At 61.1% G+C, this 24292-nt stretch carries 23 protein-coding genes; 12 read left to right on the top strand and 11 right to left on the bottom strand.

What is annotated here, in order from left to right:
* Nucleotides 1-56: 56 nt before the first annotated feature.
* Together rstA and trmA are read right to left on the bottom strand one after the other, a co-directional pair.
* Nucleotides 57-767 carry a two-component system response regulator RstA gene (gene rstA / locus I6L48_RS03060; protein ID WP_019840333.1) on the bottom strand — a complete coding sequence of 237 codons (711 nt, stop codon included), beginning with the start codon at nt 765-767 and terminating at the stop codon, nt 57-59.
* Between the two features lie 148 nt (nt 768-915).
* Complete coding sequence (trmA, locus tag I6L48_RS03055) at nt 916-2049, bottom strand: tRNA (uridine(54)-C5)-methyltransferase TrmA (protein WP_113069218.1); 1134 nt, start codon at nt 2047-2049, stop codon at nt 916-918.
* A 169-nt stretch (nt 2050-2218) separates the two neighbouring features.
* On the opposite strand from trmA, the gene I6L48_RS03050 reads away from it, so the two are divergent.
* The 8 genes from I6L48_RS03050 (at nt 2219) to I6L48_RS03015 (ending at nt 9675) form a co-directional block, all read left to right on the top strand.
* Entirely contained in the window at nt 2219-3340 is a 1122-nt protein-coding gene (locus tag I6L48_RS03050) for a DUF5610 domain-containing protein (RefSeq protein ID WP_042016467.1), read from the top strand.
* A 94-nt stretch (nt 3341-3434) separates the two neighbouring features.
* On the top strand, nt 3435-3968 hold the full coding sequence (locus I6L48_RS03045) for an ATP--cob(I)alamin adenosyltransferase (protein ID WP_113069216.1): 534 nt from the start codon (nt 3435-3437) through the stop codon (nt 3966-3968).
* Nucleotides 3969-4068: 100 nt separating this feature from the next.
* Nucleotides 4069-5751 (top strand): HAD family hydrolase, encoded by a 1683-nt coding sequence (locus tag I6L48_RS03040; protein WP_113069214.1) that lies wholly within the window; start codon nt 4069-4071, stop codon nt 5749-5751.
* A complete protein-coding gene (locus tag I6L48_RS03035) occupies nt 5744-5968 on the top strand; it encodes an acyl carrier protein (RefSeq protein WP_041211978.1) in 225 nt (74 codons plus the stop codon). The genes I6L48_RS03040 and I6L48_RS03035 overlap by 8 nt, the downstream gene beginning before the upstream one ends.
* Nucleotides 5965-6729, top strand: coding sequence for an AAC(3) family N-acetyltransferase (locus I6L48_RS03030; RefSeq protein ID WP_041211977.1), 765 nt, complete (start codon nt 5965-5967; stop codon nt 6727-6729). The genes I6L48_RS03035 and I6L48_RS03030 overlap by 4 nt, the downstream gene beginning before the upstream one ends.
* Nucleotides 6719-7120 carry a VOC family protein gene (locus I6L48_RS03025; RefSeq protein ID WP_041211976.1) on the top strand — a complete coding sequence of 134 codons (402 nt, stop codon included), beginning with the start codon at nt 6719-6721 and terminating at the stop codon, nt 7118-7120. Before I6L48_RS03030 ends, I6L48_RS03025 begins: the two co-directional genes overlap by 11 nt.
* Nucleotides 7117-8457, top strand: a complete 1341-nt coding sequence (locus tag I6L48_RS03020) for a DUF4910 domain-containing protein (RefSeq protein WP_216987766.1) — start codon at nt 7117-7119, stop codon at nt 8455-8457. Before I6L48_RS03025 ends, I6L48_RS03020 begins: the two co-directional genes overlap by 4 nt.
* 102 nt (nt 8458-8559) lie before the next feature.
* Nucleotides 8560-9675 (top strand): bifunctional 2-polyprenyl-6-hydroxyphenol methylase/3-demethylubiquinol 3-O-methyltransferase UbiG, encoded by a 1116-nt coding sequence (locus I6L48_RS03015; RefSeq protein WP_113069212.1) that lies wholly within the window; start codon nt 8560-8562, stop codon nt 9673-9675.
* Between the two features lie 124 nt (nt 9676-9799).
* Here the strand turns inward: I6L48_RS03015 and malZ are convergent, their stop codons facing one another.
* The 9 genes from malZ to I6L48_RS02970 all read right to left on the bottom strand — a co-directional run bounded on the left by malZ (nt 9800) and on the right by I6L48_RS02970 (nt 18463).
* Nucleotides 9800-11629: a maltodextrin glucosidase gene (gene malZ, locus I6L48_RS03010; protein ID WP_029314873.1), complete on the bottom strand. Its 1830-nt coding sequence runs from the start codon at nt 11627-11629 to the stop codon at nt 9800-9802.
* A 245-nt stretch (nt 11630-11874) separates the two neighbouring features.
* Nucleotides 11875-12723, bottom strand: a complete 849-nt coding sequence (locus tag I6L48_RS03005; RefSeq protein WP_039039670.1) for an HDOD domain-containing protein — start codon at nt 12721-12723, stop codon at nt 11875-11877.
* Between the two features lie 69 nt (nt 12724-12792).
* Complete coding sequence (locus I6L48_RS03000) at nt 12793-13212, bottom strand: META domain-containing protein (RefSeq protein ID WP_010676067.1); 420 nt, start codon at nt 13210-13212, stop codon at nt 12793-12795.
* Between the two features lie 178 nt (nt 13213-13390).
* A complete protein-coding gene (gene yegD / locus I6L48_RS02995) occupies nt 13391-14752 on the bottom strand; it encodes a molecular chaperone (RefSeq protein ID WP_216987765.1) in 1362 nt (453 codons plus the stop codon).
* 104 nt (nt 14753-14856) lie between these two features.
* Nucleotides 14857-15846: a 2-hydroxyacid dehydrogenase gene (locus tag I6L48_RS02990; protein ID WP_042864752.1), complete on the bottom strand. Its 990-nt coding sequence runs from the start codon at nt 15844-15846 to the stop codon at nt 14857-14859.
* A 77-nt stretch (nt 15847-15923) separates the two neighbouring features.
* Nucleotides 15924-16403, bottom strand: a complete 480-nt coding sequence (locus I6L48_RS02985; protein ID WP_113069208.1) for a CreA family protein — start codon at nt 16401-16403, stop codon at nt 15924-15926.
* 21 nt (nt 16404-16424) lie between these two features.
* Nucleotides 16425-16871: a DUF962 domain-containing protein gene (locus I6L48_RS02980; RefSeq protein ID WP_113069206.1), complete on the bottom strand. Its 447-nt coding sequence runs from the start codon at nt 16869-16871 to the stop codon at nt 16425-16427.
* A gap of 191 nt (nt 16872-17062) precedes the next feature.
* Complete coding sequence (locus tag I6L48_RS02975) at nt 17063-17923, bottom strand: hypothetical protein (RefSeq protein WP_010676062.1); 861 nt, start codon at nt 17921-17923, stop codon at nt 17063-17065.
* 153 nt (nt 17924-18076) lie between these two features.
* Nucleotides 18077-18463, bottom strand: a complete 387-nt coding sequence (locus tag I6L48_RS02970; RefSeq protein ID WP_010676061.1) for a TraR/DksA C4-type zinc finger protein — start codon at nt 18461-18463, stop codon at nt 18077-18079.
* A gap of 462 nt (nt 18464-18925) precedes the next feature.
* Between I6L48_RS02970 and I6L48_RS02965 the strand changes: the two genes are divergently transcribed.
* The 4 genes from I6L48_RS02965 (at nt 18926) to I6L48_RS02950 (ending at nt 24264) form a co-directional block, all read left to right on the top strand.
* Complete coding sequence (locus tag I6L48_RS02965; protein ID WP_010676060.1) at nt 18926-20257, top strand: glutamine synthetase family protein; 1332 nt, start codon at nt 18926-18928, stop codon at nt 20255-20257.
* Between the two features lie 290 nt (nt 20258-20547).
* Nucleotides 20548-21909, top strand: coding sequence for an aspartate aminotransferase family protein (locus I6L48_RS02960; RefSeq protein WP_010676059.1), 1362 nt, complete (start codon nt 20548-20550; stop codon nt 21907-21909).
* Nucleotides 21910-21963: 54 nt separating this feature from the next.
* The gene (locus tag I6L48_RS02955) at nt 21964-23061 is read left to right on the top strand and encodes a polyamine ABC transporter substrate-binding protein (protein WP_039039663.1); all 1098 of its coding nucleotides are present in this window, start codon (nt 21964-21966) and stop codon (nt 23059-23061) included.
* Nucleotides 23062-23178: 117 nt separating this feature from the next.
* Complete coding sequence (locus tag I6L48_RS02950) at nt 23179-24264, top strand: polyamine ABC transporter substrate-binding protein (RefSeq protein ID WP_128272664.1); 1086 nt, start codon at nt 23179-23181, stop codon at nt 24262-24264.
* The last annotated feature ends 28 nt before the right edge of the window (nt 24265-24292 follow it).

The raw sequence follows: 24292 nt of genomic DNA, 5'->3' as shown, positions 1-24292 counted from the left end.
CCCTTCTCCCGCAAGGGGAGAAGGGAGCAGAGAGCATCAAGGTCATTCGGCGGGGCTTATTCCCAGGCCTGGGGTACTAGTAGATAACCCTTCTGGCGCACCGTCTTGATGCGGGTCGGGTTGCTGGTGTCGTCCCCCAACTTGCGGCGCAGGCGGGAGATGGCCACGTCCATGCTGCGATCCTGGCCGTCGTAGTCGCGCCCACGCAGGCTGCGAAACAGCGCCTCGCGCCCCAGGATCTGGCCGGCGTGGCAGGCCAGCTCCCACAAGAGATCGAAATCGGCGGTGGAGAGCGGAATGCTGTCGCCATCGAGGCGCACGTCCCGGCCCGGCCCGTCGATCTGCAGCCGGCCGAACTGCAGGCGCTGGGGTGGCGTGCCGGCGACCACGGGCTGCGGGGCCTGTTGCCCCTGCTGGCGGAACTGGACCCGTAGCCGGGCCAGCAGCACGGGGGGCGGCGTGGTCTTGAGGATGTAGTCGTTGGCCCCCAGCTCCAGGCTCAGGATCTGGTTCATGTCGCTGTCGAGCGAAGTGAGCATGACGATGGGACCGGCAAAGCGCGGGCGCAGATCCCGGCACAGGGAGAGACCATCCTGACCCGGCAGCATGATGTCGAGCAGCACCAGGTCCGGCTGCTCGGCCTCGACCCTGGCCAGCGCCCGATCGCCCCTCGGCTCCAGTAGCACTTCCATGTCGTGGCGGGCCAGCCAGCTGCTGATGAGTTGGCCTATCTCGGGATCATCTTCAACAAAAAGAATGCGTTGCATGGTGGCATGACACCCAAACTGTGGCGCGGATGCGCGTGCCGCCAGCATAGCGGCTCCGGCCGCCCCATGCACTGGGATAAATAATCAAACAGGGCCCGCGGGCCCTGTCTTGTCTTGCTGGTCAGCGGGGGGCTGTGCCCCGGCGGTATCAACCCGCCTTGCGCTTGAGATAGACCCCGGCTTCCATGTGGTGAGTCCAGGGGAACTGATCGAACAGGGCTACGCGGGCGATCTCGTGGGTTTCGCCCAGCACCGCCATGTTGGCCTGCAGGGTCTCGGGGTTGCAGGAGATGTAGAGGATGTTGTCGTAATCCTGCACCAGCTTGACGGTGGCGTCGTCGAGGCCGGCCCGGGGCGGGTCGACGAAGATGGTGTTGCACTGGTAGGCGGAGAGGTCGACCCCCTTGAGGCGGTTGAACTCCCGCTCACCGCGCATCGCCATGGTGAACTCCTCGGCCGACATGCGCAGGATGATCAGGTTGTCGACGCCGTTGGCGGCGATGTTGAACTGGGCGGAATCCACGCTCGGCTTGGCGATCTCGGTGGCCAGCACCTTGCTAAAGTTCTGCGCCAGGGCGATGGAGAAGTTGCCGTTGCCGCAGTAGAGCTCCAGCAGGTCGCCCTCGCTCCCCCTGGTCACGTCCAGCGCCCAGCCCAGCATCTGTTCGTTGATGGCGGCGTTGGGTTGGGTGAAGCTGTTTTCCACCTGCTTGTAGATCAGCTCGCGGCCTTGCACATTCAACCGTTCGATGACGAACTCCTCCCCCAGGCAGATCTTCTGCTTGTGGGCGCGGCCAATCAACTGCAGCTCGAACCCCTTGGCCCGCAGGTCGGCCTGCAGCGCCTCGGCGGCCTGCTGCCACTCGCTCTCCAGCTTGCGGTGGTAGAGCAGGCTGACGCAGATCTGGCCGGACTGGGTGGAGAGGTAATCGATCTGGAACAGCTTGCGGCGCAGTACGGGGTGCGGGCGCAGCCCCTCCAGCAGCACCGGCATCAGCTGGTTGATGAGGCGGCTGGCGGTGGGGAACTGGTCGACCCGGATGATCTCCTTGGTGGCCGGCGCATACATGCAGTGGAAGAGGTCATCCCCCTCGTGCCAGATGCGGAACTCGGCGCGCATCCGGTAGTGCTCGGCGGGGGAGGCGTGCAACTCCAGCGCGGGCGGATTGAAGGGGGCGAATAGCTGGGTGAGGCGATCGCGCTTCTCGTCGAGCTGGGCCTGGTAGTCGGCAGGAGTCCGTCTGCCCTGGGCGTCGGCGGAAGAGGGCTGGGATTGAGTCATGGATACCTCGCATGCACCGGGCTGAGCCGGGGAAAGACCGGGGGAAGGCCGCAGCCAACCAAAGGGTGGGGATTTTAAAAGGCCGTTGCGGATTGTCCAAGTTTTTTGTGGTCAAGAAGTGGCCAGTCGGGCCGATAACCGATCCACCACTATAGGCGGGAGAGTAATGATGCAAATTGATGGCATGGGCGCAGCCCAACCCAAGGGAGTGGGCATTGCTCCCAAATCGCCTCAACAGACGGAGTCGAAGACGGCGGACAAGGGGGATGAGGTCTCCCTGAACAAGCCCCCGAAATGGGCCCAGGTGCTGATCCAGCAGGCGCTGCAATTTGCGCTGGAGATCAACGGCCAGGGCTACAAGGCACCCAAGGTGCAGGAGCCCCAGGAGGTTACTCCGGAGACCCTGTTCGATTTCCAGTCGGTGGCGGACAACGTGTTGCAGTTCGTCACCGGGCGGATAGGCGCGGCCCGTGCCGACGGCAAGTCCGACGACGACCTGACCAAGATGATGGAGCAGGCCCGCAAGGGGGTGGACAAGGGCTTCGGTGACGCCAGGAAGCAGCTCGGTGACTGGGCGGACAACGAGGACATCAAGACCGGCATGGATCAGAGCTACAAGCTGATCCAGAAGGGGCTCGACGAGTTCGAGAAGGAGTTCTTCGGCAAGGTGTCGACCACGGATCTGGGGGATGCCAGGATGGCCAGCCGCCAGCAGGCCCTCCTCGAGATCGAGACCCGGGACGGGGACAAGGTGATGCTGCGCTTCAGCGACAGCTGGCAGTTCAAGTCCCAGAGCGATGGGGGTGGCAGCCAGTTCAGCCTCAAGTCGAGCCAGAGCTTCGACTTCTCCCTGGAGGGGGATCTCGACAGTGCCGAGATGGATGCCATCGGCACCCTGGTCAAGGGGCTGGACGAGCTGGCCGGGCAGTTCTTCAAGGGGGGCGACGGCAAGACCCTGGCGGACGGGCTGAACGGGCTGCAACTGGATGACAGCCAGCTGGTCTCCTACTCCCTCAAGCTCAAGCAATCGGCCAAGTTGAGTCAGACCTACCAGGGGGCCAGTTCCCTGCAGGAGAGCCTCAAGCCCCTGGCGGACTACCTGCCGAGGCTCAGCCGGTTGCAGCAGCAGGCCGACGCCCTGTTGCCCCCTTCCCAGCAGGAGGCGCTGACGCCCACCGTGCTGGCGGCGCGGGGTCAGGACGGGGCGACCCAGGGGGCAGGCTTCATGGGCTTCAACCAGCGGATGCTGGAAGCCATGAGGCTGCTCGGCCAGCAGATGGCGACCGGCTAGTCTGGCGACGCCCCCGTGATGCTGGCGGGGGCGGGGTGTTTGCCAGCCCGTCCCCGGGCTGGCACACTGCCCTTTTCCCCAGCCCGGCGATGCCATGAACCCCAAGAAGCCAAGAGACAAGCGCGAGCTCTGCTACCCCTTCATCTTCGAAACCCAGTTCCAGTGCGACTACGAGATCGCCACCGACGAGCTCTGCTGCCAGGTGGGGGCCGTGCTCTCTCATCTGATGCCGGATGAGGATACTCGGCCCGTGATGGCGGATCTGGCGATCCTGCAGCGGCTCATCTACAACCTCAACGGCTCGGTGCGGGGACGGCTCGGGATCTTCGAGGAGGATCTGGACTGGCTGAAGGGGCGGTACGATCACTACAACGAGGCGAGTCGCGGCCGGGTGACCGGCTTCGTGCTGCCCCAGGGGCCCCAGCCCATTCCCACCCTGCACCTGTGCCGCTGTGGCAGCAAGAAGGTGGTGCGTCTGCTGGTACGCCTGGAAGAGAGCGGCGTGCGCTTCGATCCTATCCTCTATCGCTTCGCCAATCTGCTGGCCAACTTCTTCTTCGTGCTCACCGTCTACCTCAAGCAGGCGTGGGATGTGACCGAAGTCCCCTATGTCAGCATCAACTACTGATATAAATGACTGAAAAGGCTTTTATTTTTCTAGAAGATCAAAGACGATCAAGCAAAGTTATTAAAACTTGGATGGTGCCGACAGCGGAGTGGGAGAAGCCATGACATCGATTCATCTCAGTGGCAGTTCGTTCTTGATGCCGGGCAACCTCGCCTGGCGCCCCCTGGCTGAATACGGCGAAGTGCAGGTGGCCCCCCATGGCCAGTGGTTGCAGACCCTGATGCACCAGAGCGCCGATGCCGCGGCCGGGACCCACATCATCATCTGGCTGTGGGAAGATCTGGTGCCCGCTCGAACCCTGCAGGAGTGGGGCCGTCTGGCGCAGGATGAGCAGCTGCTGGCGGTTGCCGCCTTCGTCGACGCGCTCTGCCAGCCTCTGTTGCAGCATCTGCAGCGCCGCCCGCAGGATCATCTGCTGGTGGGGGCCTGCAGCCATGCGCCGCTCTGTGTCTATGGCACGGCCCCTGCCGTGCTCGCCGTGCTGGCCAGTGCGTTCGAGCAGCAGATGGCCCGCCTACGCCTGCAGCAACCCGGCCTGGACGACCTGCACCTGCCACTCTGGCTGCAACAGCATGGCCGCCAGCACTGCTTCGATCGGCGCAACCTCTATCTGATGTCCTGCCCCTTCTCCATGGCCGGTCTGGCCAGCCTGGCGCAGTGGATTCTCCCCTTGCTGCAGCGGTTGCAGCAACCCGCCCACAAGGTGCTGGTGCTCGACTGCGACAATACCCTGTGGGGCGGCGTGGTCGGCGAAGACGGTGTCGGCGGCGTCCTGCTGGGGCAGGACGGGATGGGCCGGCTCTACCAGGCTTTCCAGCAGGCAGCCAGCCACTGGCACGGGCAGGGTATAGTGCTGGCGCTCTGCTCCAAGAATCTGCCTGACGATGTGTGGCGGCTGTTTGACGAGCATCCGGGCATGGTGCTGACACGGGCGCAGATCGCCGCCGCCGAAATCGGCTGGGAGCCCAAATCCCAGGGGCTGCGGCGGCTGGCCGCCCGCCTCCATGTCGGGCTGGACAGCCTGGTCTTCTGGGATGACAGCGAGCTGGAGCGGGCCGAGGTGCGGGCCAACTGCCCCGAGGTGATGGTGATGACCCCGCCGGCCGATCTCTGGAGCTGGCCGGATGCCCTGCTGACGCTGCCGGCCCTGTGCAGTCGCCACCAGAGCCGGGATGACGGCCTGCGGCAGCACTCCTATCAGGCCCAGGCCGAGGCCGAGGCGGTGCGCCGGCAACTGGGCGACGAGCACGCCTTCCTGCGGCAATTGGCGCTGCAGGCCGACTGGCAGCCGCTCTCCCCGGGCAACCAGTTGCGAGCCGAACAGCTCAGCCAGAAGACCAATCAGTTCAACCTCTCTGGCCGCCGTTATCAGGCGGCGGAGCTGGCCCGGCTGGCCGCCGAGGGAGGCGACGTCTGGCTGGCCGGCCTGCGAGACCGATTCGCCGATCATGGCATGACGGCGCTGCTGGTGGTGCACCCGCTCGACGAGGGCAGGGCGCTGCTGGATACCCTGGCCATCAGCTGCCGGGTACTGGGGCGCGGCTTTGAATACTGGCTGCTGGCGCAACTGGCAAACCATCTGCGGGCGCAAGGCGTGACCGAGCTGGTCATCAGCCTGGTTGCCACCACCCGCAACCAGCCGGCACGGGATTTTCTGGCGAGCCTGCCAACCCGGCCGATAACCACTCCAGCGGGGTTGCTGCCGCTGGCGGACGAGCTGTTCCTCAGTCTGGATCTCTGCTCTCTTTCTCTCCCGTTTTTGGAGTTCTATGCCAATGAATGACCTTATCGCGCTGGCACACCAGCAGTTCCCTCAGGCCAGCGTCAATGCACAGTCTGCCCTCGGCAGTTTTCCCGAGTGGGATTCTCTGGGTCACTTCAACCTGCTGTTGCTGGTCGAACAGCACTATGCCGTGCGGTTCGAGCCGCAGGAGCTGGCCGAGTTGAAGAGTCTGACCGACATCCAGCAAGCCCTGCTGCGCAAAGGGGTTGCCGTGTGAAACAGGCACTCGAGCAGGCGCTGACCGAGCTGGGGATCCCCAGAGGCGGCGCCCTGATGGTGCACTCGGATGCCATGGTGGTGGCACAGTTTGCCGGCATGGGCAACGCCGAGGGCATCGCGGCCTTCTGGACATGCCTGGAGCAGTGGCTGGATGGACACCTGCTGGTGCCGACCTTCAGTTACAGCCCGATGGCGGACGAATGCTTCGACCCTGCGCAGACCCCGAGCAAGGTGGGCTTGATGACGGAGCTGTTCCGCCAGCGGGAAGGGGTGGTGCGCACACTGGATCCCGTCTTCAGCATGGCGATCAGCGGCCCACAGGGGCCTGCGCTGGTGGCGCGGGAGTGTCACGACTGTTTCGGCCAGGAGAGCCCGTTCGGCTGGCTGGCGGAGCAGAACGGCTGGCTGCTGGGGCTGGGTTGCCACCCCGACCGCATCACCTTCACCCACTACGTGGAGCAGCGGCTGGCCGTCCCCTACCGCTATCACAAGATGTTTGCGGGTCAGGTGCGCGTCGATGGCCGCGTGCGGGAGTGGCAGGCGGATTACTATGTGCGCGACCTGTCGCTGGCCAGCGAAATCGACCTCTCCCGGTTGGTGACCCTATTGCAGGAGCGGGGCGCCTGGCGCCAGACGCTGTGCCAGCGGGTGCCGGTCTGGGCGGTGTCGTGCCGCGACTTCATCCTGGCCGCCAGCGAGTTGCTGGCGGCGGCCCCATACGCCCTGATCCGGGCGGGAGGAGAGTCCCATGCAGTTTGATCACATCGGACTGGTGGTGCCGGACCTGGCGAGCGGTGTGGCCTATTGCCGCGATGTGCTGGGGCTGAGCCGCTGCTCGGCGGCGGTGGAAGATCCGCTGCAACGGGTCTGGGTGCAGTTCGTGCACGACGACCATGGCCTCTGTTACGAGCTGGTCGCCCCGGCCGGCGAGGAGAGCCCGGTTGCCCAGGTGCTCAAGACCCGGCGCAACGTCATCAACCACCTTGCCTATCGGGTGAGCTGCCTGCAGGAGAGCGCCGAACGGCTGCGCGAACAGCGTCACCTGCCCCTTGGGCCCAGCCTGCCAGCGATCGCTTTTGGGGGCTCTCATGTCCAGTTTTTTCTCAGTCCCTTGGGACATATTGTTGAGCTAATTGAGGGGGTTGAATGATGCCGAATCATGACAGTTGTTATTTGCCTACAGACTGGGCTGACCAGGATCAGCTTGGCGAACTGCTGCATCGTTTGCTTTCCTTGCTGTTTCCGCTCAATCGCAGCTTGACAGGCGATGGTGTAAGAAAAACATTGGCCCTGTTTCGCGAACATTGTTTACCTGAATTGCAGATCCATGAAGTTGCCAGCGGAAGCACATTTTTTGATTGGACAGTGCCGGATGAGTGGAATGTCAGAGAGGCTTACATCTTGGGACCTGATGGGCACAAGGTGGTTGATTTCAATGATAGTAACTTGCATTTGGTGGGTTACTCAGAACCGGTACGCTGTACTCTCCCTTTAGCAGAATTACAACCTCACTTGCACTCCTTGCCTGAGTTACCGGATGCCATCCCCTATGTCACGTCTTATTATCAGCGCCGTTGGGGCTTTTGTTTACCCCACAATGTGCGGGAAGCGTTACCCGAAGGAAATTATGAGGTTGTGATCGATACCAGCTTGCAACCGGGCTCACTGACTTATGCCGAGTGGGTGCTACCGGGGGAGAGTGAGCAGGAAATCTTGTTATCCAGCTATGTTTGCCACCCCTCCATGGCCAACAACGAGTTGTCCGGCCCAGGTGTCGGAGTGTTTTTGATGGCCTGGCTGGCCTCCTTGCCTAAGCGACGCTACAGCTATCGATTGATGCTTGTTCCTGAGACAATCGGGGCTATCGTTTATCTCTCTCGCCATCTGGAGCACCTCAAGTCTCATACGTTGGCTGGTTTTAATCTGACATGTATGGGGGATGAAAGGTGTTACTCATTCTTACCATCCAGACAGGGGAATTCTATAGCTGATCGCATAGGACGCCATGTGTTGGGCCATATCGCACCTGATTATATGGCGTATAGCTATCTTGATAGGGGTTCCAACGAACGTCAGCTATGTGCTCCTGGCATAGACTTGCCAGTCACCACCATGATGCGCAGCAAGTACGGTTGTTATTCCGAATACCACACCTCTTTGGACGATCTTACTCTGGTCACGCCGCGGGGGCTGGCGGATAGTTTCCTAGCGTTGCGGCGGGCGATCGAGTGTCTGGAGTTGGATGAATACTGTGAGGCTACCGTATTGGGTGAGCCCCAATTGGGGCGTCGTGGCCTCTATCCGAATCTATCAACACGTGAGTCCGGTGCACAGGTAAAGGACATGATGAACCTGCTGGCTTACAGCGATGGTCATCTGAGCCTTTTTGAGATTGCCGAGATCATCGAAGTACCGTTTTGGCGAGTCGAGCCCTTGGCTAGAAAGCTTATGGATGCAGGGGTTCTGCGCAGGCGTAGTCGTCTTTGAGAATAGGTATTTCGTTGCATGATGTGATGGATGAGAATCCATAGATATTGCGATCGTTCAACTTTGTTTCATCAATCCTGATCACATCGTTAGGAGAGGATCATGAGATGTCCATATTGTCACAGTGATAACACATTGGTTTTCCTTGAACGCAAGATGCCAGCCGTTTTATCTGCATACTCAGGTGATTTTCCGGTAAAGGTGTCGGAATTGCAGGTCAGTGCCTGCAAAGATTGTCTGGTGGGGTTTGCATCCAAGAAATTATCATCGGAAGAACTAACGGAAATATATGACAACTATCTATATATTTCTCCGCTGAATAATATCGGCGCCTCTAAATATGACGGTATGATTGATACCATAACAAGTCATTTTGGCAAAGATGAAAATATACTGGAGATTGGCTGTTCAGAAGGATATTTGCTGAAAAAACTGAACGAGAGCGGATTCTCCAATGTAACAGGAATTGAGCCTGGCCCCCAAGCCGATATTGCGAAGGGCTTGGGGCTTAACGTTATAAAGGGTTATTTTAATGCTAGTCATGTTCCGGACAAGGTAGATGGTTACTATCTTATGCATGTGTTTGAGCATTTTGAAGACCCCTTCTCTATCTTTAAATTGATGACAGAAACGTTGAATGATGCCGGAAGAATTGTCATTGAAGTTCCTGATTTTGGTGGTTTTCATGTACAGCACCTCTTCTATTATAATATCTACTTCATGCAAGTTTTGGCCCGTGATAACAAACTTAAAATAATATATCACCGTGTTGAGAATGACAGTTTAAGGGTTGTTTTTGTCAAGGCTGAAAATACACGTTACAACGAAATTGAAGTGGCCTTTGATAAAGCCTTCTATATCGATAATCTCTCAATGTTCAAGCAGCGGTGCGATGCATCTCGCGACAGAGTAAATGATTTTCTTAGAAAGGCAGATAGCGTCGTCTGGTGGGGGGCCGGTTCTGCATCAGTGATTCTTCTGAATGGAGTTGAGAAAGAGATTTTGGACAGTACGAATATCATTGTCGTTGATGGTGACAAGAATAAAGCCGATCGCATATTGCCTGGTGTGAATCTCAAAGTGAGTTATTTTGAGAAGATCCGTAATCAGCATGTCAGCAATCTGGTAATTGCTTCAAGTTTCTATAAGGAAATATTTGAAACAATGAAAATTCATGGTGTCACCTATGAACATGTCGAGGTATTTAGTGATGCCTGATTAAAGGCATAAGGAGAAGGAACGTCAGAATGACGTGTAGTAAATAATTTTACTGGTCGGAAATTGATAACGACCGGGAGTAATGGCGGGACAGAGCCCGCCATCTACTTGATCCTCTCTCAGGTCAGCTCGACAGCAGTACCCTGGCGGAGTTGGCCGGGATGGTGAGCTGCACCTCCCCCTGCACCACCTCGAACTTGTCGCCGTTGAAGGCGTCGGTGAAGCGGCTGGCGGGGCTGGCGGTCTGCCACAGGGGCAGGCTGATGGTGCGCGGCTCCGTGGGGTGGCGGTTGCAGGCGACCACCACCTGATCGCTTTGCAGGGTACGGGCGAACACATAGCTGTGGGGGCCGGCGTAGAGGGTCTGGATGTCTCCCCGACGCAGGGCCGGGCGCTGGCGGCGCAGCTGGATCAGGCGGCGATAGTGGTCGTGCAGCACGTGATCCCAGTCGGTGGTATCCCAGGGGAAGCAGCGGCGGCAGTCCGGGTCGTTGCCGCCGGAGAGCCCCACCTCGTCGCCGTAGTAGATGGAGGGCACACCGATGTAGGTGATGAGCAGGGTGGCGGCGAGTCGCATCCGCTGCTTGTCTTCCCCCAGCAGGTGCAGGAAGCGGGCGGTGTCGTGGCTGTCCAGCAGGTTGAACTGGGCCAGCTGGTTCTTGAACGGAATATGGGCCCGCGCCAGCTTGAGCCAGTGATCCAGCTCGGTGGCGCTGATCTTGATGGGGTGATAGGCGATGTCCTGCCCCGCCAGGAAGGCGCGGATGGGGTGGGCGAAGCCGTAGTAGTTCATGGCGCCATCCTCCTGATCCCCCTGCAGCCACTGGCTCGCCTCGAAGAAGTGCTCGCCCAGCACGTAGGCGTCCGGATTCTCCTGCTTCACCGCGCCGCGAATGGCGCGCACATGGCCGCGATTGCCCTCGGCAGTACCCCGCTCCCCCAGCATGTGGATGACGTCGAAGCGCCAGCCATCGATCTGGTAGGGGGCGCGCATCCAGTAGCGCAGAATGGCGTTGTCTGCCCGATAAACGGCGTCCTGCACCTGTTCACTTGAGAAATCCAGCTTGGGCAGGCTGCGGATCCCTTTCCAGCTAACATAATCCCCTTCCTGATCGAAGGTGTAGAAGCTGCGCCAGGGGGAGTCCGGGTTGCTCTGGGCGCCCAGCGGCGGGCAGAACCAGGGGTGCTCGGTGGAGGTGTGGTTGACCACCGCATCCAGGATGATCCTCATGCCGCGCTGGTGCAGGTTGCGGGTCAGCTCGGCAAACTGGGCATTGGTACCGAGGTGCGCATCCACCTTGAAGTAGTCCTGGGTGTCGTACTTGTGGTTGCTCGGCGAATCGAAGATGGGGTTGAGGTAGAGCGCCGTCACCCCCAGGGATTGCAGGTAGTGCAGCTTGGCGTCGATGCCCGCCAGATCCCCGCCGTAGAATTCACAGGCGCCGTGCCCCTCTTCGTGGCGGCTGACCGGCTCGCCCCAGGCCTTGCTGATGACCGCCTTGCCCCTGTACTCGTACTCGTGATGCTTGACGCTGAGGGACGGATCGCCGTTGCAGAAGCGGTCGGGGAAGATCTGGTAGAACACCTGATCCTGCACCCAGGCCGGGGGCTGGTGATGGCTGTTGAAGCGAAAATGCTGCTCCCGCGGCGGCATGGCGGCGCTGACGCCTGCCCCGTGCAGCCACCACTGCTCCTCGTCGGTGAGGCACTTGAAGCAGTAGAGGTGGATCTCCTGCCCTCTGGCCAGCGGCAGTTCGACCTGCCAGACCTGAAGCCTGTCCCGGGTGGCGACCGGCGTCATGGCGACCAGATACTCCTCGTTGTCCGGCTCGTGGCGCAGCCACACCTCGCGGATGGGGGCGTCCAGCTCGCTGAACAGGGTGAGCTGCAGGGTGTCGGCACTCTCTTTGAACCAGGGTGCCGCCTGGGGGTGAAACAGGAAGGGATGGGTCATGGTATCTACTGTGTCAGAGAGGCTTAGGAGTGGGGGATGGGCGCAGGCCATCTTATCCCGTCCATGGGCGTGTGTATGTGACGACCGGCCAGAATGAGACGGTGCTTCCGGCTTGGCTGGGTGGTCTGCCGTGACGCTATTGGGTCAGCAAATCGGCCAGGGCGTTGCCCTGCTCGTGCAGCTGCTCCAGCTGATCCGCCAGAATGAGACGGGGATCCGGCTCCTGCTGATCGGCCGTTGTACATCTACTGGGTCAGCAAATCGGCCAGGGCGTTGCCCTGCTCGTGGAGCTGCTCCAGCTGATCCGCCAGGCTGGCGGGATCCAGCCCCAGCTGGTCAGCCAGGGTTCTGGGGAAACGGGCGATGATGGCCTGTGCCGGTACGCCGGCCTGCCAGGCGAAGGAGACGAAGACGGCGAGCCGGATGAGCACGGCCTCCTTGCTGACCGGATCGTGGGAGAGGGGGTCGAGCTGCTGGGCGATGGCATCCACGAAGGCGGGCGACAGGTTCCAGCGCCGCGCCAGCTCTGCGCCGAGCTGGGCATAGTCGTAACCCAGCATCTCCCGCTGGGCATCGACCCGGCTGCTGCCTTTCTCGATGGCCAGATTGATGAGCCCCGCCTCTTCCGGCAGGGTGCTCTGGATCAGCAGCTCGCCGATGTTGTGAATGAGGGCGCAGGTGAAGGCGGTCTCGGGATCCACCGAGGTGGTCTGCTGTGCCAGGGTGCGGGCAATGGTGGCGACCTGGAAGGTCTGGGTCCAGAAGTGGAGCTTGTCAAAGCCGGGGGGGGCCTTGAAGCTGCTGATGATGCCGGAGGCGACTACCACGGAGCGCAGGCGGTTGAAACCGAGGCGGATCACCGCCTGTTCGATGGAGGTGATTTCATTGCCACGGCGCAGGGCAGCGGAGTTGGCCATCCGCAGTACCTTGACGCTGATCACCTGGTCCATGGCGATCTTGGCCGCGATCTCGTCGATGCGGGCATTCTCGTCGTTGAAACTCTGCATCAGCTCGTGCAGCAGTTTCGGAATTGTGGGCAGTTGCTTGATCTTGCCAAACAGGCGATCCATCGACATGGCTGAGGCAGCCTCCATTGCTAACAATGCCTCATATTGTGCCACAGCCTGGCCAGTTGTTCCTGCTGGCGAGCGGTTTTGTGAGCCCTAGTACACCCAGTCTTGCAGCCTGTATTCCAAACGGTGCCGTTTTCCCTGGAGGATCAGGGTCTGGGTGGAACCGCTCAGTGTGGCCCCCTCCGTCAGGGTGGCGAGCACGGCCTGCTCTATCAGATCGAGTTCGGGGGGGCAGGCCATGGCGGTGCTGCCGAGGCTGGTGACCCAGAGCTTGTTCCCCTTGAGGTGACCCTGGCCGAAGTAGCGGTTGCAACCGGCGATGCCGTTGACGGTGAAGTGTTCACCGATCTCGATGTCGGGGGGATTGCTGCGGCGGCTGGCGATGGCCTGGCCATCCAGCCGATCGAGCACCCAGTGATGGTGTTGCAGATCTTGCGAGGCAAAGCGGGGAGCACTGCTGCAGGCGCTGAGCAGAAGCAGGGCGAGCAGCAGTAGCAGGTATCTGGGCATTGAAGGGGCTCCGGTGGTGGGTATGACAAGCATACCCGTCCCCGGGCCCGGGCGGCAGGGCGAGGGGGGAGGAGCCCGACCGCTTCTGTCGCCCCGGGGGAAGAGGGGGTGTCGGCAAATGGCAACACCCGCCCCGAGCGAACCTGTCTACCGGTTGCCCATGGCTCCCCTGGCCGTCTCAGTCCGCAAACAGGCGCTCGGCATAGCGGGCGAGGCCCGAGGCCACCGAACCGAAGTCATCACCCCCCTCCAGCGGTACCTTGGGCAGTTTCTGCTGGATGAAGGCCTTGATGAGGGGGGAGCGGGCACTGCCGCCGGTGACGAAGACCCGGTCAGGCTGCACGCCTGCCGCCTGGATCGCCTCGTCCATCAGCTCGCCAATCTTCTCCAGCAAGGGGGCGGAAGCACTGGCCAGCTGGGGGCGGGTGAGTGCCGCCTCCAGCCCTTTTTCCAGCTCGTTCAGGGTCTGGTGATTGTGCTCGTGGTCGGAGAGGGCGATCTTGCCCTGCTCGGCGCGCCACACCAGTTGATGGCTCAGCTTGTGGGCCCGCAGGCTGGCGAGGCGCAGGAGCTTGCTGCCTGGCTGGCTGTCGAGCTGGAGATCCTGCAACTGGCGGGCGGTATCCAGGCTGTAGAAACGGCTCTGGGCACTGACGTCATTGATGGCGGCGGCGTCCCAGAACAGGGGATGGGGCAGTGGCTTGCCGGTCTTGAGGGTCTCGTGCATGCCGAGCAGCGGCATCATGCCCTCAACGGTCAGGCGGATGTCGAAGTCGTTGCCCCCGATGCGCTGGCCGCTGTGACCGAGCAGATCGCCGCTGCGATCCAGCTGGTCACGGTGGCTCGGGCCCATGCGCAGTACGGAGCAGTCGGTGGTCCCGCCCCCGATGTCCACCACCAGCACCACCGCATCCTCGGTGAGGCGCGCTTCGAACTCGAAGCCGGCGGCCACCGGCTCATAGAGGAACTCCACCCGCTCGAACCCGGCGAGGCGGGCCGCCTCGCTCAGGATGGCGATGGCCTGGCGGTTGCTCTCTTCCCCCGCCAGTCCCTGGAAGTTGACCGGTCGGCCGATCACCGCCTGGCGGATGGTGCTGCCCGTCTGCTGCTCCGCCTCCCGGCGCACGTGCAGCATCATGGCGCAGACGATGTCCTCGAACAGGGCGATCTGGGGAGCCTTGAGGCCATAGGCCCCGAGAAAGGATTTGGGGGACTTGATGTAGTAGCCCTCGTCCGGCTCTTCCAGATAGCGCGCCAGCGCCGCACCGCCGAAGCTCAGCTCGTCGATGAGTCCCTCTTCGCGCATCTGGCGGCGCACCGTCTGGGCCCGGGTCACCACGGGACCGCGCAGCTTGAGGTATTCGCTCTGCTGGACGGGGGCCAGCCCTTCGGCCAGGAGGCCGGCGATGGCGTCCCGGTGGGGGGCATGCAGGGTGGAGGGAAGGTAATGGGAACCGGAGAGGGTCAGCAGCCTGGGGCTGCCCTGTTCCATCACGGCGACGGCACAGTTGGAGGTACCGTAATCAAATCCGATGAACATGCTGGCCAGACTCCTGTACAAAAAAGGGCTGGTAGCCTACCCGATGCCGCCGGGTCTCACAACCCGGCGGCGGGATCAATGGCGTGGCGACAACGCCTCAGGGATCACTCCACTTCGTTGTCAGAGCGGCCCTGGCTCTCGATGGCCTGGATGTTGCTGAGGGTGGTGTCGGCGATGGCGTGCAGCGCCTCCCGGGTCAGGAAGGCCTGGTGACCGGTGAACAGCACGTTGTGGCAGGCAGACAGGCGGCGGAAGACGTCGTCGGTGATCACCTCGTTGGACTTGTCCTCGAAGAAGAGGTCTTCCTCCTCCTCGTAGACGTCCAGCCCCAGGGCGCCGATGCGGGCAGTCTTGAGGGCCTCGATGGCGGCGTTGGAGTCGAGCAGGCCGCCCCGGCTGGTGTTGATGATCATCACCCCGTCCTTCATCTTGGCGAAGGCCTCCTTGTTCAGCAGGTGATAGTTCTCCTTGAACAGGGGGCAGTGCAGGCTGATGACATCGGACTGGCGGAACAGAGTATCGAGATCCACGTACTCGGCGCCCAGATCGATGGCCGCCTGGTTCGGATAGGGATCGCTCACCAGCAGGCGCATGCCGAACCCCTTGAGGATGCGCAAGGTGGCGATGCCGATCTTGCCGGTGCCTATGATGCCGGCGGTGCGGCCATGCATGTTGAAGCCCACCAGCCCTTCCAGGGAGAAGTTGGCGTCCCGGGTGCGCTGATACGCCTTATGGATGCGGCGGTTGAGGGTCATCATCAGGCCCACCGCATGTTCGGCAACGGCCTCGGGGGAGTAGGCAGGCACCCGCACCACCTTGAGTCCCAGCTCCTTGGCGGCGGCCAGATCCACGTTGTTGTAACCGGCGCAGCGCAGGGCGATGACCCTGGTGCCGTACTGCGCCAGCTCGGTCAGCACTTCGCGGTCGGCATCATCGTTGACGAACAGGCAGACCACGGGGAAGCCGTGGGCGAGACGGGCCGTCTTGGCCTCCAGCCGCACGTCGAAGAACTCCAGATCGAAACCGTACTGGGCGTTGGCCTGGTGGAAATGTTCCTTGTCGTAGCTCTTGGTACTGAAAACGGCGACTCTCATGGTGCGCTCTCCGTAGATAATGATGTGGTTAAATTACAACAAATAGTGACCGTCATCACGGGATAAGTGGTGCTGTTTCAACCCCAGGGCATGATGGGGACGGCACTCACTGCACTCTTGTACGAACCATCCACCAACTTGGTGCTGTAAGTCAGATAGACAAGGGCATTGCGCTTCTCGTCGTAAAAACGCACCACCTTCTGCTCCTTGAACACCAGCGAGGTGCTGACATCGAACACCTCTTCCCCCGCCTTCAGCTTGGCGGGCAGGGTGATGGGGCCGATCTGGTGGCAGGAGAGGGAGGCGTGGGAGGGATCTTCCGCCAGCCCGAGTCCGCCCTTGACGCCGCCGGTCTTGGGGCGGGCCAGATAGCAGGCGACACCGGTGATTTTAGGGTCGTCGAACGCCTCCACCAGGATCTTGTGGTTGGGGCCGAGCAGCTTGAAAGCGGTGCTCACCTCGCCGACGGGATCGGCCTTGTCGGCCAGCACCGGGCCGGCCATCAGTGCCCCCAGCAGCAGGGGCAGGGTGCGAGCAAGGGTCTGAAGATGTCTCATGGTCTCTCCTGTTGGCCTCCCTCAGAAAGGGATGCCCAAACGACGATAGAGGCTGGCCAGCACCCAGGCGGGGCCTACCAGCAGAAATTGCAGGTCGGTGAGAAAGGAGGGGCGTTTCCCCTCGATATGGTGACCGACGAACTGGGCTATCCAGAACAGCACGAACCCGATGAGGGCAGGCCACAGCAGCGGCCCCTGCCAGACGTGGCAGAAGGCCAGTCCCAGGGCGGTCAGGGCCGTCATCCCCGTAAAGATCGTCAACGACAGCCGCAGGTAGAAGACCAGCACCGGGATGGCCACCAGCCCCGCCCAGTTGAAGGGCGCTGGCAGGGGACCGGCGGGCAGGCACCAGAGCAGTGCCAGGATGCAGAGGTAGATGCCTGGCACCGCCACCTTGTGGATGGCCACATTGACGGGGTGTTGATGGCTCTGGCCGTAGTCGCGAAACCAGTCATCCAGTCGTTTCATGGCACCTCCCTGGTGCGCGTATTGAGGCCGGGCGACCTCGCGTTCCTGTGCGTCTGCGGCGGGCTGCGCCCACCGGATGGGATGACCCGCGGCTGATCACGCTCCCGGCGGCGGATATTCCCAATGCCGGGATACCGTGTCCGTTCACGCTCGCAGCGGTGGATATTCTCAACGCCGGATATCGTGTCCGTTTACTCCTGCGACGGGGGATACTCCCAATATTGGGCCGGAATGCTTTTGAGCAAGGGGGTCATGTCGGGATTGGGCAGGGCGATGGTGACTCTCTGCTCCAGATTCGCGCTGGCCAGGGCCTCGCGGATCTTGGGGTTCTCCCGAAAGAACGCCATGAAGCTGCCGTCGGCATAGGCACGCTCGAGGCCGGTCTGGATCGCCTTGGCCAGCTTCGGCGACTCCGGGCTGACGAAGAAGAACTCGGCGAAGGGGTAGCGGATCAGCAGGTGCTGATCGATCACCAGGTTGGGATATTGTGCCGCCAGCTCGCTGCGTTCGGCGAAGATTTCCACCAGACCTCGGGGGAAGAAATCCAGCTTGTCGCCGTCATTCATCAGGCGAAACAGGTTGCTGTAGCGCCCGGCATAGGTGGGAATGCCTGCCAGTTCCAGGATCTTGTTGTCGGCCCAGCCCACCCCCTGTGCGGCTTTCAGTTTCTTGAGGTCTGCCAGGGTGTTGATCTGGTTGAACCGCTCCTGGGCATCAGCGTGGATGAAGGAGAGGCGCAGCCCTTCCAGGCCACGAAACAGCGGGATTGGTACTGCGGTGAGGGAGGATTCCAGCGCGCTGGAGGTACCCATCCAGAACACATTGATGACCTTGCCCTTGGCAAGCGCCTGCTGGAGGCTGTACTGGTTGAGATTGAGGTCGACCCGCTCCAGCTTGTAGGGCTGCCCGGCGTGGTTGAGCGCCAGTTCCAGCAGCTTGAGCTGGTATTCGTTGTCGAGATCGTTGATCGGTCGGCTGGGGACCTTGACGGTGAGCGTCTGTGCTTGTGCCAGCAATGGCAGGCACAAGCACAGCCTGATGAGCCATTTCACGCTTTGATCTCCTGTAGGATCCGGGACTTGCCCGGAGTCTAACAGAAGTTGTCACGCTCTTGCTGTGAAAGGGGCCGGGGATCACCCGGCCGCGTCATCTTCGGGCATGGCCTGCCCTGTGCCCGGCTCGTACCGAGGCCGGGCATCGCCGCATCAGGCGACGCGACGGAACACGTGAGTGTCGTTGAATTCCTTGGTGCTCTGGCATTCAACACAGAAGCGGGACTCGGGACGGGCCTGCAGCCGCTTGAGAGAGATCTCGTCGCCACAGGATTCGCAATAGCCGAAATCCCCTTCATTGATGCGCTTCAACGCCCCTTTCAGCTTGCGCAGGTGCAACTTGTCGTGCTCGATGCGGTTCAGCTCCAGGCGACGGGCCTCCTCGACACTGGCACGGTCAATTTCATCCGCCATCTCGTTGGTATCGGTGGCGATAGCCTGGCTGGCCTGGGAGTTGAGACGTTCTTCGAGCTCAAGGATTTGTCGCTCGATCTGGCCTTTGTAGAAGGTCAGTTGGTCTTCTGTCATGAAATCACACATACGGTTTGCTACCAGTCAGTTTCCCAATGTTACCCATTGATGGGGGCTGTCTGTCGTCAGACCAAGCCCTTGTATCCCGTTTTGCACCAAATCCATGCAGGAGAGTGCAAATCAGGGCGGGCCTTGTACCAAAAAAACGCAGACATGCAAAGGAAATTGGATAAGGAGTGTGCGCCCTTGCAAAGAAATGGGCCTTCTCCGACAGGGTCTGACTGAGTATCGAACGAGATCCCGCCGCCGTTGGCATCGAGCTTGCAGTGGGCTGATCGTGACACAAAGTGTTTAGTATTTGGTGCCGCGCTGGTCATTATACAGGCCGTTGTTTATAGTTTTTTAAACACCGCTGCTTGACAAAGGCCTTTATCACGGGCTTTTATGGTGTGGTCGATTACATTTTCTTAACAAGGGTGTTCCTTATATTAGACACCCTTGACAATGGCAACCGTAAAGTCGGGGTTTAACATGGACAGTATCAAGGGCTGGATGGAGAGCAATCGCATCACGGAAGTGGAGTGCCTGTTTCCGGATTTCACCGGCAATGCCCGAGGCAAGATCATTCCAGCCAACAAGTTTCTGCGCGAGGGGGGCATGCGGCTGCCCGAGGTCATCTTCACCCAGACGGTGACCGGCGAGTACCCGGATGACGACAGCATGATAGACCCGCTGGAGCGGGACATGCAGCTCTATCCCGATCCCAACACCATTCGTTTCGTACCCTGGGCGCTGGAGCCCACCGCCCAGGTGATCCACGACTGCTTTGACGTCAACGGCAAGCTCATCGACATCGCTCCCCGCTCCGTGCTGCGCCGGGTTCTGTCATTCTACGAGAAGCAGGGCTGGAAGCCGGTGGTGGCGCCGGAGCTGGAGTTCTACCTGGTGACCCGCAACGAAGATCCCGACTATCCGCTGGTACCGCCGGTGGGCCGCAACGGCCGCCCGGAAACGGCCCGCCAGTCGTTCAGCATCGATGCGGTGAACGAATTCGACCCCATCTTCGAGGACATGTACGACTACTGCGAGGCCCAGGAGCTGGAGGTGGACACCCTGATCCACGAATCCGGTGCCGCCCAGATGGAGATCAACTTCCTGCACGGGGATGCCATCGATCTCGCCGACCAAGTGTTTCTGTTCAAGCGCACCATGCGCGAGGCCGCCCATCGCCACGGCATCTATGCCACCTTCATGGCCAAGCCCATGAGCAACGAACCGGGTTCCGCCATGCACATCCACCAGAGCCTGGAAGACATGGATGGCAACAACCTGTTTGGTACCAGCGAAGGGGGCAACTCCGATCTGTTCATGCATTTCATCGCCGGCCTGCAGAAATACACCCCGGCAGTGACCGCCCTGCTGGCGCCGAACGTCAACTCCTACCGCCGCCTCACCTTTGGCGAGAGTGCGCCGCGCAACGTGCAGTGGGGTGTGGAAAACCGCACCTGCGGCCTGCGGGTACCCTTCTCCGAACCGAGCGCACGTCGGGTCGAGAACCGCTTCGCCGGGGCCGATGCCAACCCGTATCTGGCCCTGGCCGCCACCCTGGCCTGCGGCTACCTCGGCATGCTGGAGAAGCTCGAACCCATGCAGGAGATGAAGGCGAGTGCCTATGACCTGCCCTACAGCCTGCCCCGCTCGCTGGAGGAATCGCTGAGCCACCTGGAGCAGTGTGAACCCATCAAGGACATGCTGGGGGAGCGCTTCATCCGCGCCTTTGTGGCCGTCAAACGCAAGGAGTACGAGACCTATTTCGGCGTGATCAGCCGCTGGGAACGGGAATTCCTGCTGCTGAACGTCTGATCTGTCCCCGGGGGAGGCGAGGCCTCTCCCCGTCATATCGCAAGCAAGGGGCCGAAGGCCCGTCTCGCGGCGGTGCCCGCGACCCGGAAGGCACCGAGTAAAGGTGAGGCCCGCTCCCGCAATGGAGAGGGGGTCACCTGCAATCAACTGGCGACGATGTTCGCCCCATGGAAAGGCATCGAGCAGGCAAGAGAGTGCCAGCCCCGTGAATGGCAGTGACCGGGCAGGCCACCCGAGCCCTCATGAATGGCGACAAGATTCGCCGAATCGAAGGAACCGAGGAGCAAGCAATGCAGCACACCACCCGTGAGTGGCAGCAACTGGAAGCCAGCCATCATCTGCATCCGTTTACCGATTTTCAGGCCCTGAACAAGAAGGGCAGTCGCATCATCACCAAGGCCGAAGGCGTCTATCTGGAAGACTCCGAAGGCAAGCGCATTCTGGACGGGATGGCGGGTCTGTGGTGCGTCAACATGGGCTACGGCCGTCAGGAGCTGGTGGATGCCGCCACTCGCCAGATGCAGCAACTGCCCTACTACAACCTCTTCTTCCAGACCAGCCACCCCCCTGCTGCCGAGCTGGCTACCCTGCTGGCCGAGATCACCCCTTCCCACCTCAACCACGTCTTCTTCACCGGCTCGGGTTCCGAGTGCAACGACACCGTGCTGCGCATGGTGCGCCACTACTGGGCCAGCAAGGGACAACCTGACAAGCAGGTGATCATCAGCCGCCACAATGCCTATCACGGCTCCACCGTGGCGGGGGCCAGTCTGGGGGGCATGAAGGGGATGCACGCCCAGGGCGGCTTGCCCATTCCCGGCATAGTACACATCGACCAGCCCTATCACTTCGGTGAGGGAGAGGGCATGAGCGCCCACGAGTTCGGTCTGGCCCGGGCCCGCCAGCTGGAAGAGAAGATCCTGGCACTGGGGGTGGACAAGGTAGCCGCCTTCATCGGCGAGCCTATCCAGGGTGCGGGGGGGGTCATCATTCCGCCCGAGAGCTACTGGCCCGAGATCCAGCGCATCTGCGACCAGTACGGCATCCTGCTCATCGCCGACGAGGTGATCTGCGGCTTTGGCCGCACCGGCCACTGGTTTGCCAGTGAAGGTTTTGGCATCAAACCCGATCTCATGTGCCTGGCCAAGGGCATTACCTCCGGCTATCTGCCGATGGGCGCCGTGATGGTGGGGGACAGGGTAGCCAGGGTGCTGGTGGAAGAGGGGGGGGAGTTCAACCATGGCTTCACCTATTCCGGCCATCCTGTCGCCTGCGCCGTGGCCATTGCCAACATCCAGCTTATGCAAAGGGAGAGCATAGTTAAGCGAGTTCATGATAGTATCGGCCCCTATTTGCAGCGCCGCTGGGCTGAGCTGGCGGACCATCCGCTGGTGGGGGAAACCCGTGGAAAAGGCCTGGTCGCCGCGCTGGAAATAGTGCAGGACAAGCAGACGAAACGTCGCTTCCCGGCCGAGCTCCATGCCGGGATGACCTGTCGGGAGTTCTGTTTTAACAATGGCTTGGTGATGAGGGCTGTCGGCGATACCATGATCATATCGCCCCCCTTGGTGATCACCGAGGAACAGGTGGATGAATTGGTCAAACTGGCCAGGCTCAGTCTGGACCTGACGGCTGCAAAGCTGCGGGAATAGGCGGGAACCGGGCAGGTTGGCTTACGCATACAATTTGCTTAGGAGACAAGGACTATGTCTTTTAAAAAGGGAATGATGGCTGCTTCCGTGGCGCTGGTCATGATGAGTACCGGGGCGATGGCCGACGAGAAGGTGCTGCACGTCTACAACTGGAGCGACTATATCGCGCCGGATACGCTGGAAAACTTCCAGAAGGAGACGGGCATCAAGGTGGTCTACGACGTGTTCGACAGCAACGAAGTGCTGGAAGCCAAGTTGCTGGCAGGCAAGTCGGGCTATGACATCGTCGTACCGTCCAACCCCTTCCTGGCCAAGCAGATCAAGGCAGGTGTCTTCCAGAAGCTGGACAAGTCCAAACTCTCCAACTGGCAGAACCTGGACGTCGACCTGCTCAAGGCGCTCGAACCGAGCGATCCGGGCAACCAGTACTCCATCCCTTACCTGTGGGGCACCATCGGCTATGCCTACAACGCCGAGAAGGTGAAGGCCGTGCTGGGGGCCGATGCCCCGGTGGACTCCTGGGATCTGGTGTTCAAGCCGGAGAACATGGCCAAGCTGAAGGAGTGCGGTGTCTCCTTCCTCGACTCGCCGACCGAAATGCTGCCGGCCGCCCTGCAATACCTGGGCTTCAAGCCGGACAGCCAGAAGCCGGATGAGCTGAAGAAGGCAGAGGAGCTGTTCCTCTCCATCCGTCCCTATACCGCCTATTTCCACTCCTCCAAGTACATTTCGGATCTGGCCAACGGCAACCTGTGCGTGGCGGTCGGTTACTCCGGTGACCTGCAGCAGTCCAAGGCGCGTGCCGCCGAGGCCAAGAACGGTGTCAGCCTGACTTACACCATTCCGAAAGAGGGGGCAGGCAGCTTCTTCGACATGATCGCCATCCCGGCGGATGCCAAGAACGTCGAGGCGGCCCACACCTTCATCAATTACCTGATGAAGCCGGACGTGATCGCGAACATCACCAACGTGGTGCAGTTCCCGAACGGCAACAAGGCTGCCACGCCGCTGGTGGACGAGGCGATCCGTACCGACCCGGGTATCTACCCGACGCCGGATACCCTCAAGAAGATCTACACCTTCCCGGATCTGCCGGCCAAGGTGCAGCGTCTGATGACCCGCAGCTGGACCAAGATCAAGTCAGGCAAGTAAGAGTGACGAGTACCCCTCCCGGTCCGCAGTTCGGCCGGGAGGGTGGTGACCACCCGACAGGTTGGACGGCGCGTATGGATGCGCGACTGGCAAAATCACACAAATGAGGACTGATAAGTGCACATGACCAAGATGGCAACGCTGGCCCTGACCCTGGGGTTTGCAAATCTGACCCAGGCAGCCCCTGTGGTTCATTTTTACAACTGGTCCGATTATATCGGCGAGACCACCCTCAGTGACTTTCAGCAGAAGACCGGGATCAAGACCGTCTACGACGTGTTTGACTCCAACGAGACGCTGGAAGGCAAGCTGCTGACCGGACGCACCGGCTACGATCTGGTCGTGCCCTCCAACAATTTCCTGGCCAAGCAGATCAAGGCGGGGGCCTTCCAGAAGCTGGACCTCACCCTGCTGCCAAACCTGAGCAACCTGGACCCCTTGCTGCTCAAGCAGCTCGAGAAGGTGGATCCGGGCCATCAGTACGCCGTGCCCTACCTCTGGGGCACCAACGGCATCGGTTACAACGTCGAGAAAATCAAGGAAGTGCTGGGTGTCGACAAGATTGACTCCTGGGCGACCATTTTCGAGCCGGAAAACATGAAGAAGCTCTCCCAGTGCGGCGTAGCCTTCCTCGATTCGGCGGACGAGATGATCCCGGCTGCCCTCAACTACCTGGGGCTTAACCCCAACAGCCATGAGCCGGCGGACATCAAGCGGGCCGAAGAGCAGCTGCTCAAGGTGCGCCCCTATGTGGCCTACTTCCACTCCTCCAAATACATCGGTGACCTCGCCAACGGCAACATCTGCGTGGCGGCGGGTTTCTCCGGCGACATCCTGCAGGCGGCGTCCCGGGCCGAGGAGGCGGGCAAGGGGATCAAGATTGCCTACAGCATCCCCAAGGAGGGTGGCAATCTTTGGTTCGACATGATGGCGATCCCGGCCGATGCCACCAACGTGAAAGAGGCTCACGCCCTGATCAACTACATTCTCGAACCGCAGGTCATCGCCAAGGTGAGCGACTATGTGGGTTACGCGAACCCGAACATCAAGGCGGGAGAGTTCATGGACAAGGCCGTTCGCGAGGATGAGTCTGTCTATCCCCCCCAGGCGGTGCTTGAGCGTCTGTATGTGCAGGAAGCACATCCCCGTTCGGTGCAGCGCCTGATCACCCGGAGTTGGACCAAGATCAAATCCGGAACCTAACCTTGGCGCCCATCCCGGGGCGCCAGAT

It is taken from the genome of Aeromonas sp. FDAARGOS 1418, from assembly GCF_019048585.1.
GTDB lineage: Bacteria > Pseudomonadota > Gammaproteobacteria > Enterobacterales > Aeromonadaceae > Aeromonas > Aeromonas caviae.
Note: the sequence above shows the minus strand (reverse complement) of the source record. Positions and strands in the feature narration are given on the sequence as shown.

Excerpts from the sequence above, each read along its gene's own strand:
- I6L48_RS02965 (WP_010676060.1), top strand. The coding sequence starts at position 18,926 with ATGGACAGTATCAAGGGCTGGATGGAGAGCAATCGCATCACGGAAGTG.
- malZ (WP_029314873.1), bottom strand. The coding sequence starts at position 11,629 with ATGACCCATCCCTTCCTGTTTCACCCCCAGGCGGCACCCTGGTTCAAA.
- I6L48_RS03050 (WP_042016467.1), top strand. The coding sequence starts at position 2,219 with ATGCAAATTGATGGCATGGGCGCAGCCCAACCCAAGGGAGTGGGCATT.
- I6L48_RS03045 (WP_113069216.1), top strand. The coding sequence starts at position 3,435 with ATGAACCCCAAGAAGCCAAGAGACAAGCGCGAGCTCTGCTACCCCTTC.
- I6L48_RS03005 (WP_039039670.1), bottom strand. The coding sequence starts at position 12,723 with ATGGAGGCTGCCTCAGCCATGTCGATGGATCGCCTGTTTGGCAAGATC.
- I6L48_RS02955 (WP_039039663.1), top strand. The coding sequence starts at position 21,964 with ATGTCTTTTAAAAAGGGAATGATGGCTGCTTCCGTGGCGCTGGTCATG.
- I6L48_RS02960 (WP_010676059.1), top strand. The coding sequence starts at position 20,548 with ATGCAGCACACCACCCGTGAGTGGCAGCAACTGGAAGCCAGCCATCAT.
- I6L48_RS02980 (WP_113069206.1), bottom strand. The coding sequence starts at position 16,871 with ATGAAACGACTGGATGACTGGTTTCGCGACTACGGCCAGAGCCATCAA.
- yegD (WP_216987765.1), bottom strand. The coding sequence starts at position 14,752 with ATGTTCATCGGATTTGATTACGGTACCTCCAACTGTGCCGTCGCCGTG.
- I6L48_RS03025 (WP_041211976.1), top strand. The coding sequence starts at position 6,719 with ATGCAGTTTGATCACATCGGACTGGTGGTGCCGGACCTGGCGAGCGGT.
- I6L48_RS02985 (WP_113069208.1), bottom strand. The coding sequence starts at position 16,403 with ATGAGACATCTTCAGACCCTTGCTCGCACCCTGCCCCTGCTGCTGGGG.
- I6L48_RS02990 (WP_042864752.1), bottom strand. The coding sequence starts at position 15,846 with ATGAGAGTCGCCGTTTTCAGTACCAAGAGCTACGACAAGGAACATTTC.
- rstA (WP_019840333.1), bottom strand. The coding sequence starts at position 767 with ATGCAACGCATTCTTTTTGTTGAAGATGATCCCGAGATAGGCCAACTC.
- I6L48_RS03020 (WP_216987766.1), top strand. The coding sequence starts at position 7,117 with ATGATGCCGAATCATGACAGTTGTTATTTGCCTACAGACTGGGCTGAC.
- I6L48_RS03040 (WP_113069214.1), top strand. The coding sequence starts at position 4,069 with ATGACATCGATTCATCTCAGTGGCAGTTCGTTCTTGATGCCGGGCAAC.
- I6L48_RS03015 (WP_113069212.1), top strand. The coding sequence starts at position 8,560 with ATGAGATGTCCATATTGTCACAGTGATAACACATTGGTTTTCCTTGAA.
- trmA (WP_113069218.1), bottom strand. The coding sequence starts at position 2,049 with ATGACTCAATCCCAGCCCTCTTCCGCCGACGCCCAGGGCAGACGGACT.
- I6L48_RS03035 (WP_041211978.1), top strand. The coding sequence starts at position 5,744 with ATGAATGACCTTATCGCGCTGGCACACCAGCAGTTCCCTCAGGCCAGC.
- I6L48_RS03000 (WP_010676067.1), bottom strand. The coding sequence starts at position 13,212 with ATGCCCAGATACCTGCTACTGCTGCTCGCCCTGCTTCTGCTCAGCGCC.
- I6L48_RS02970 (WP_010676061.1), bottom strand. The coding sequence starts at position 18,463 with ATGTGTGATTTCATGACAGAAGACCAACTGACCTTCTACAAAGGCCAG.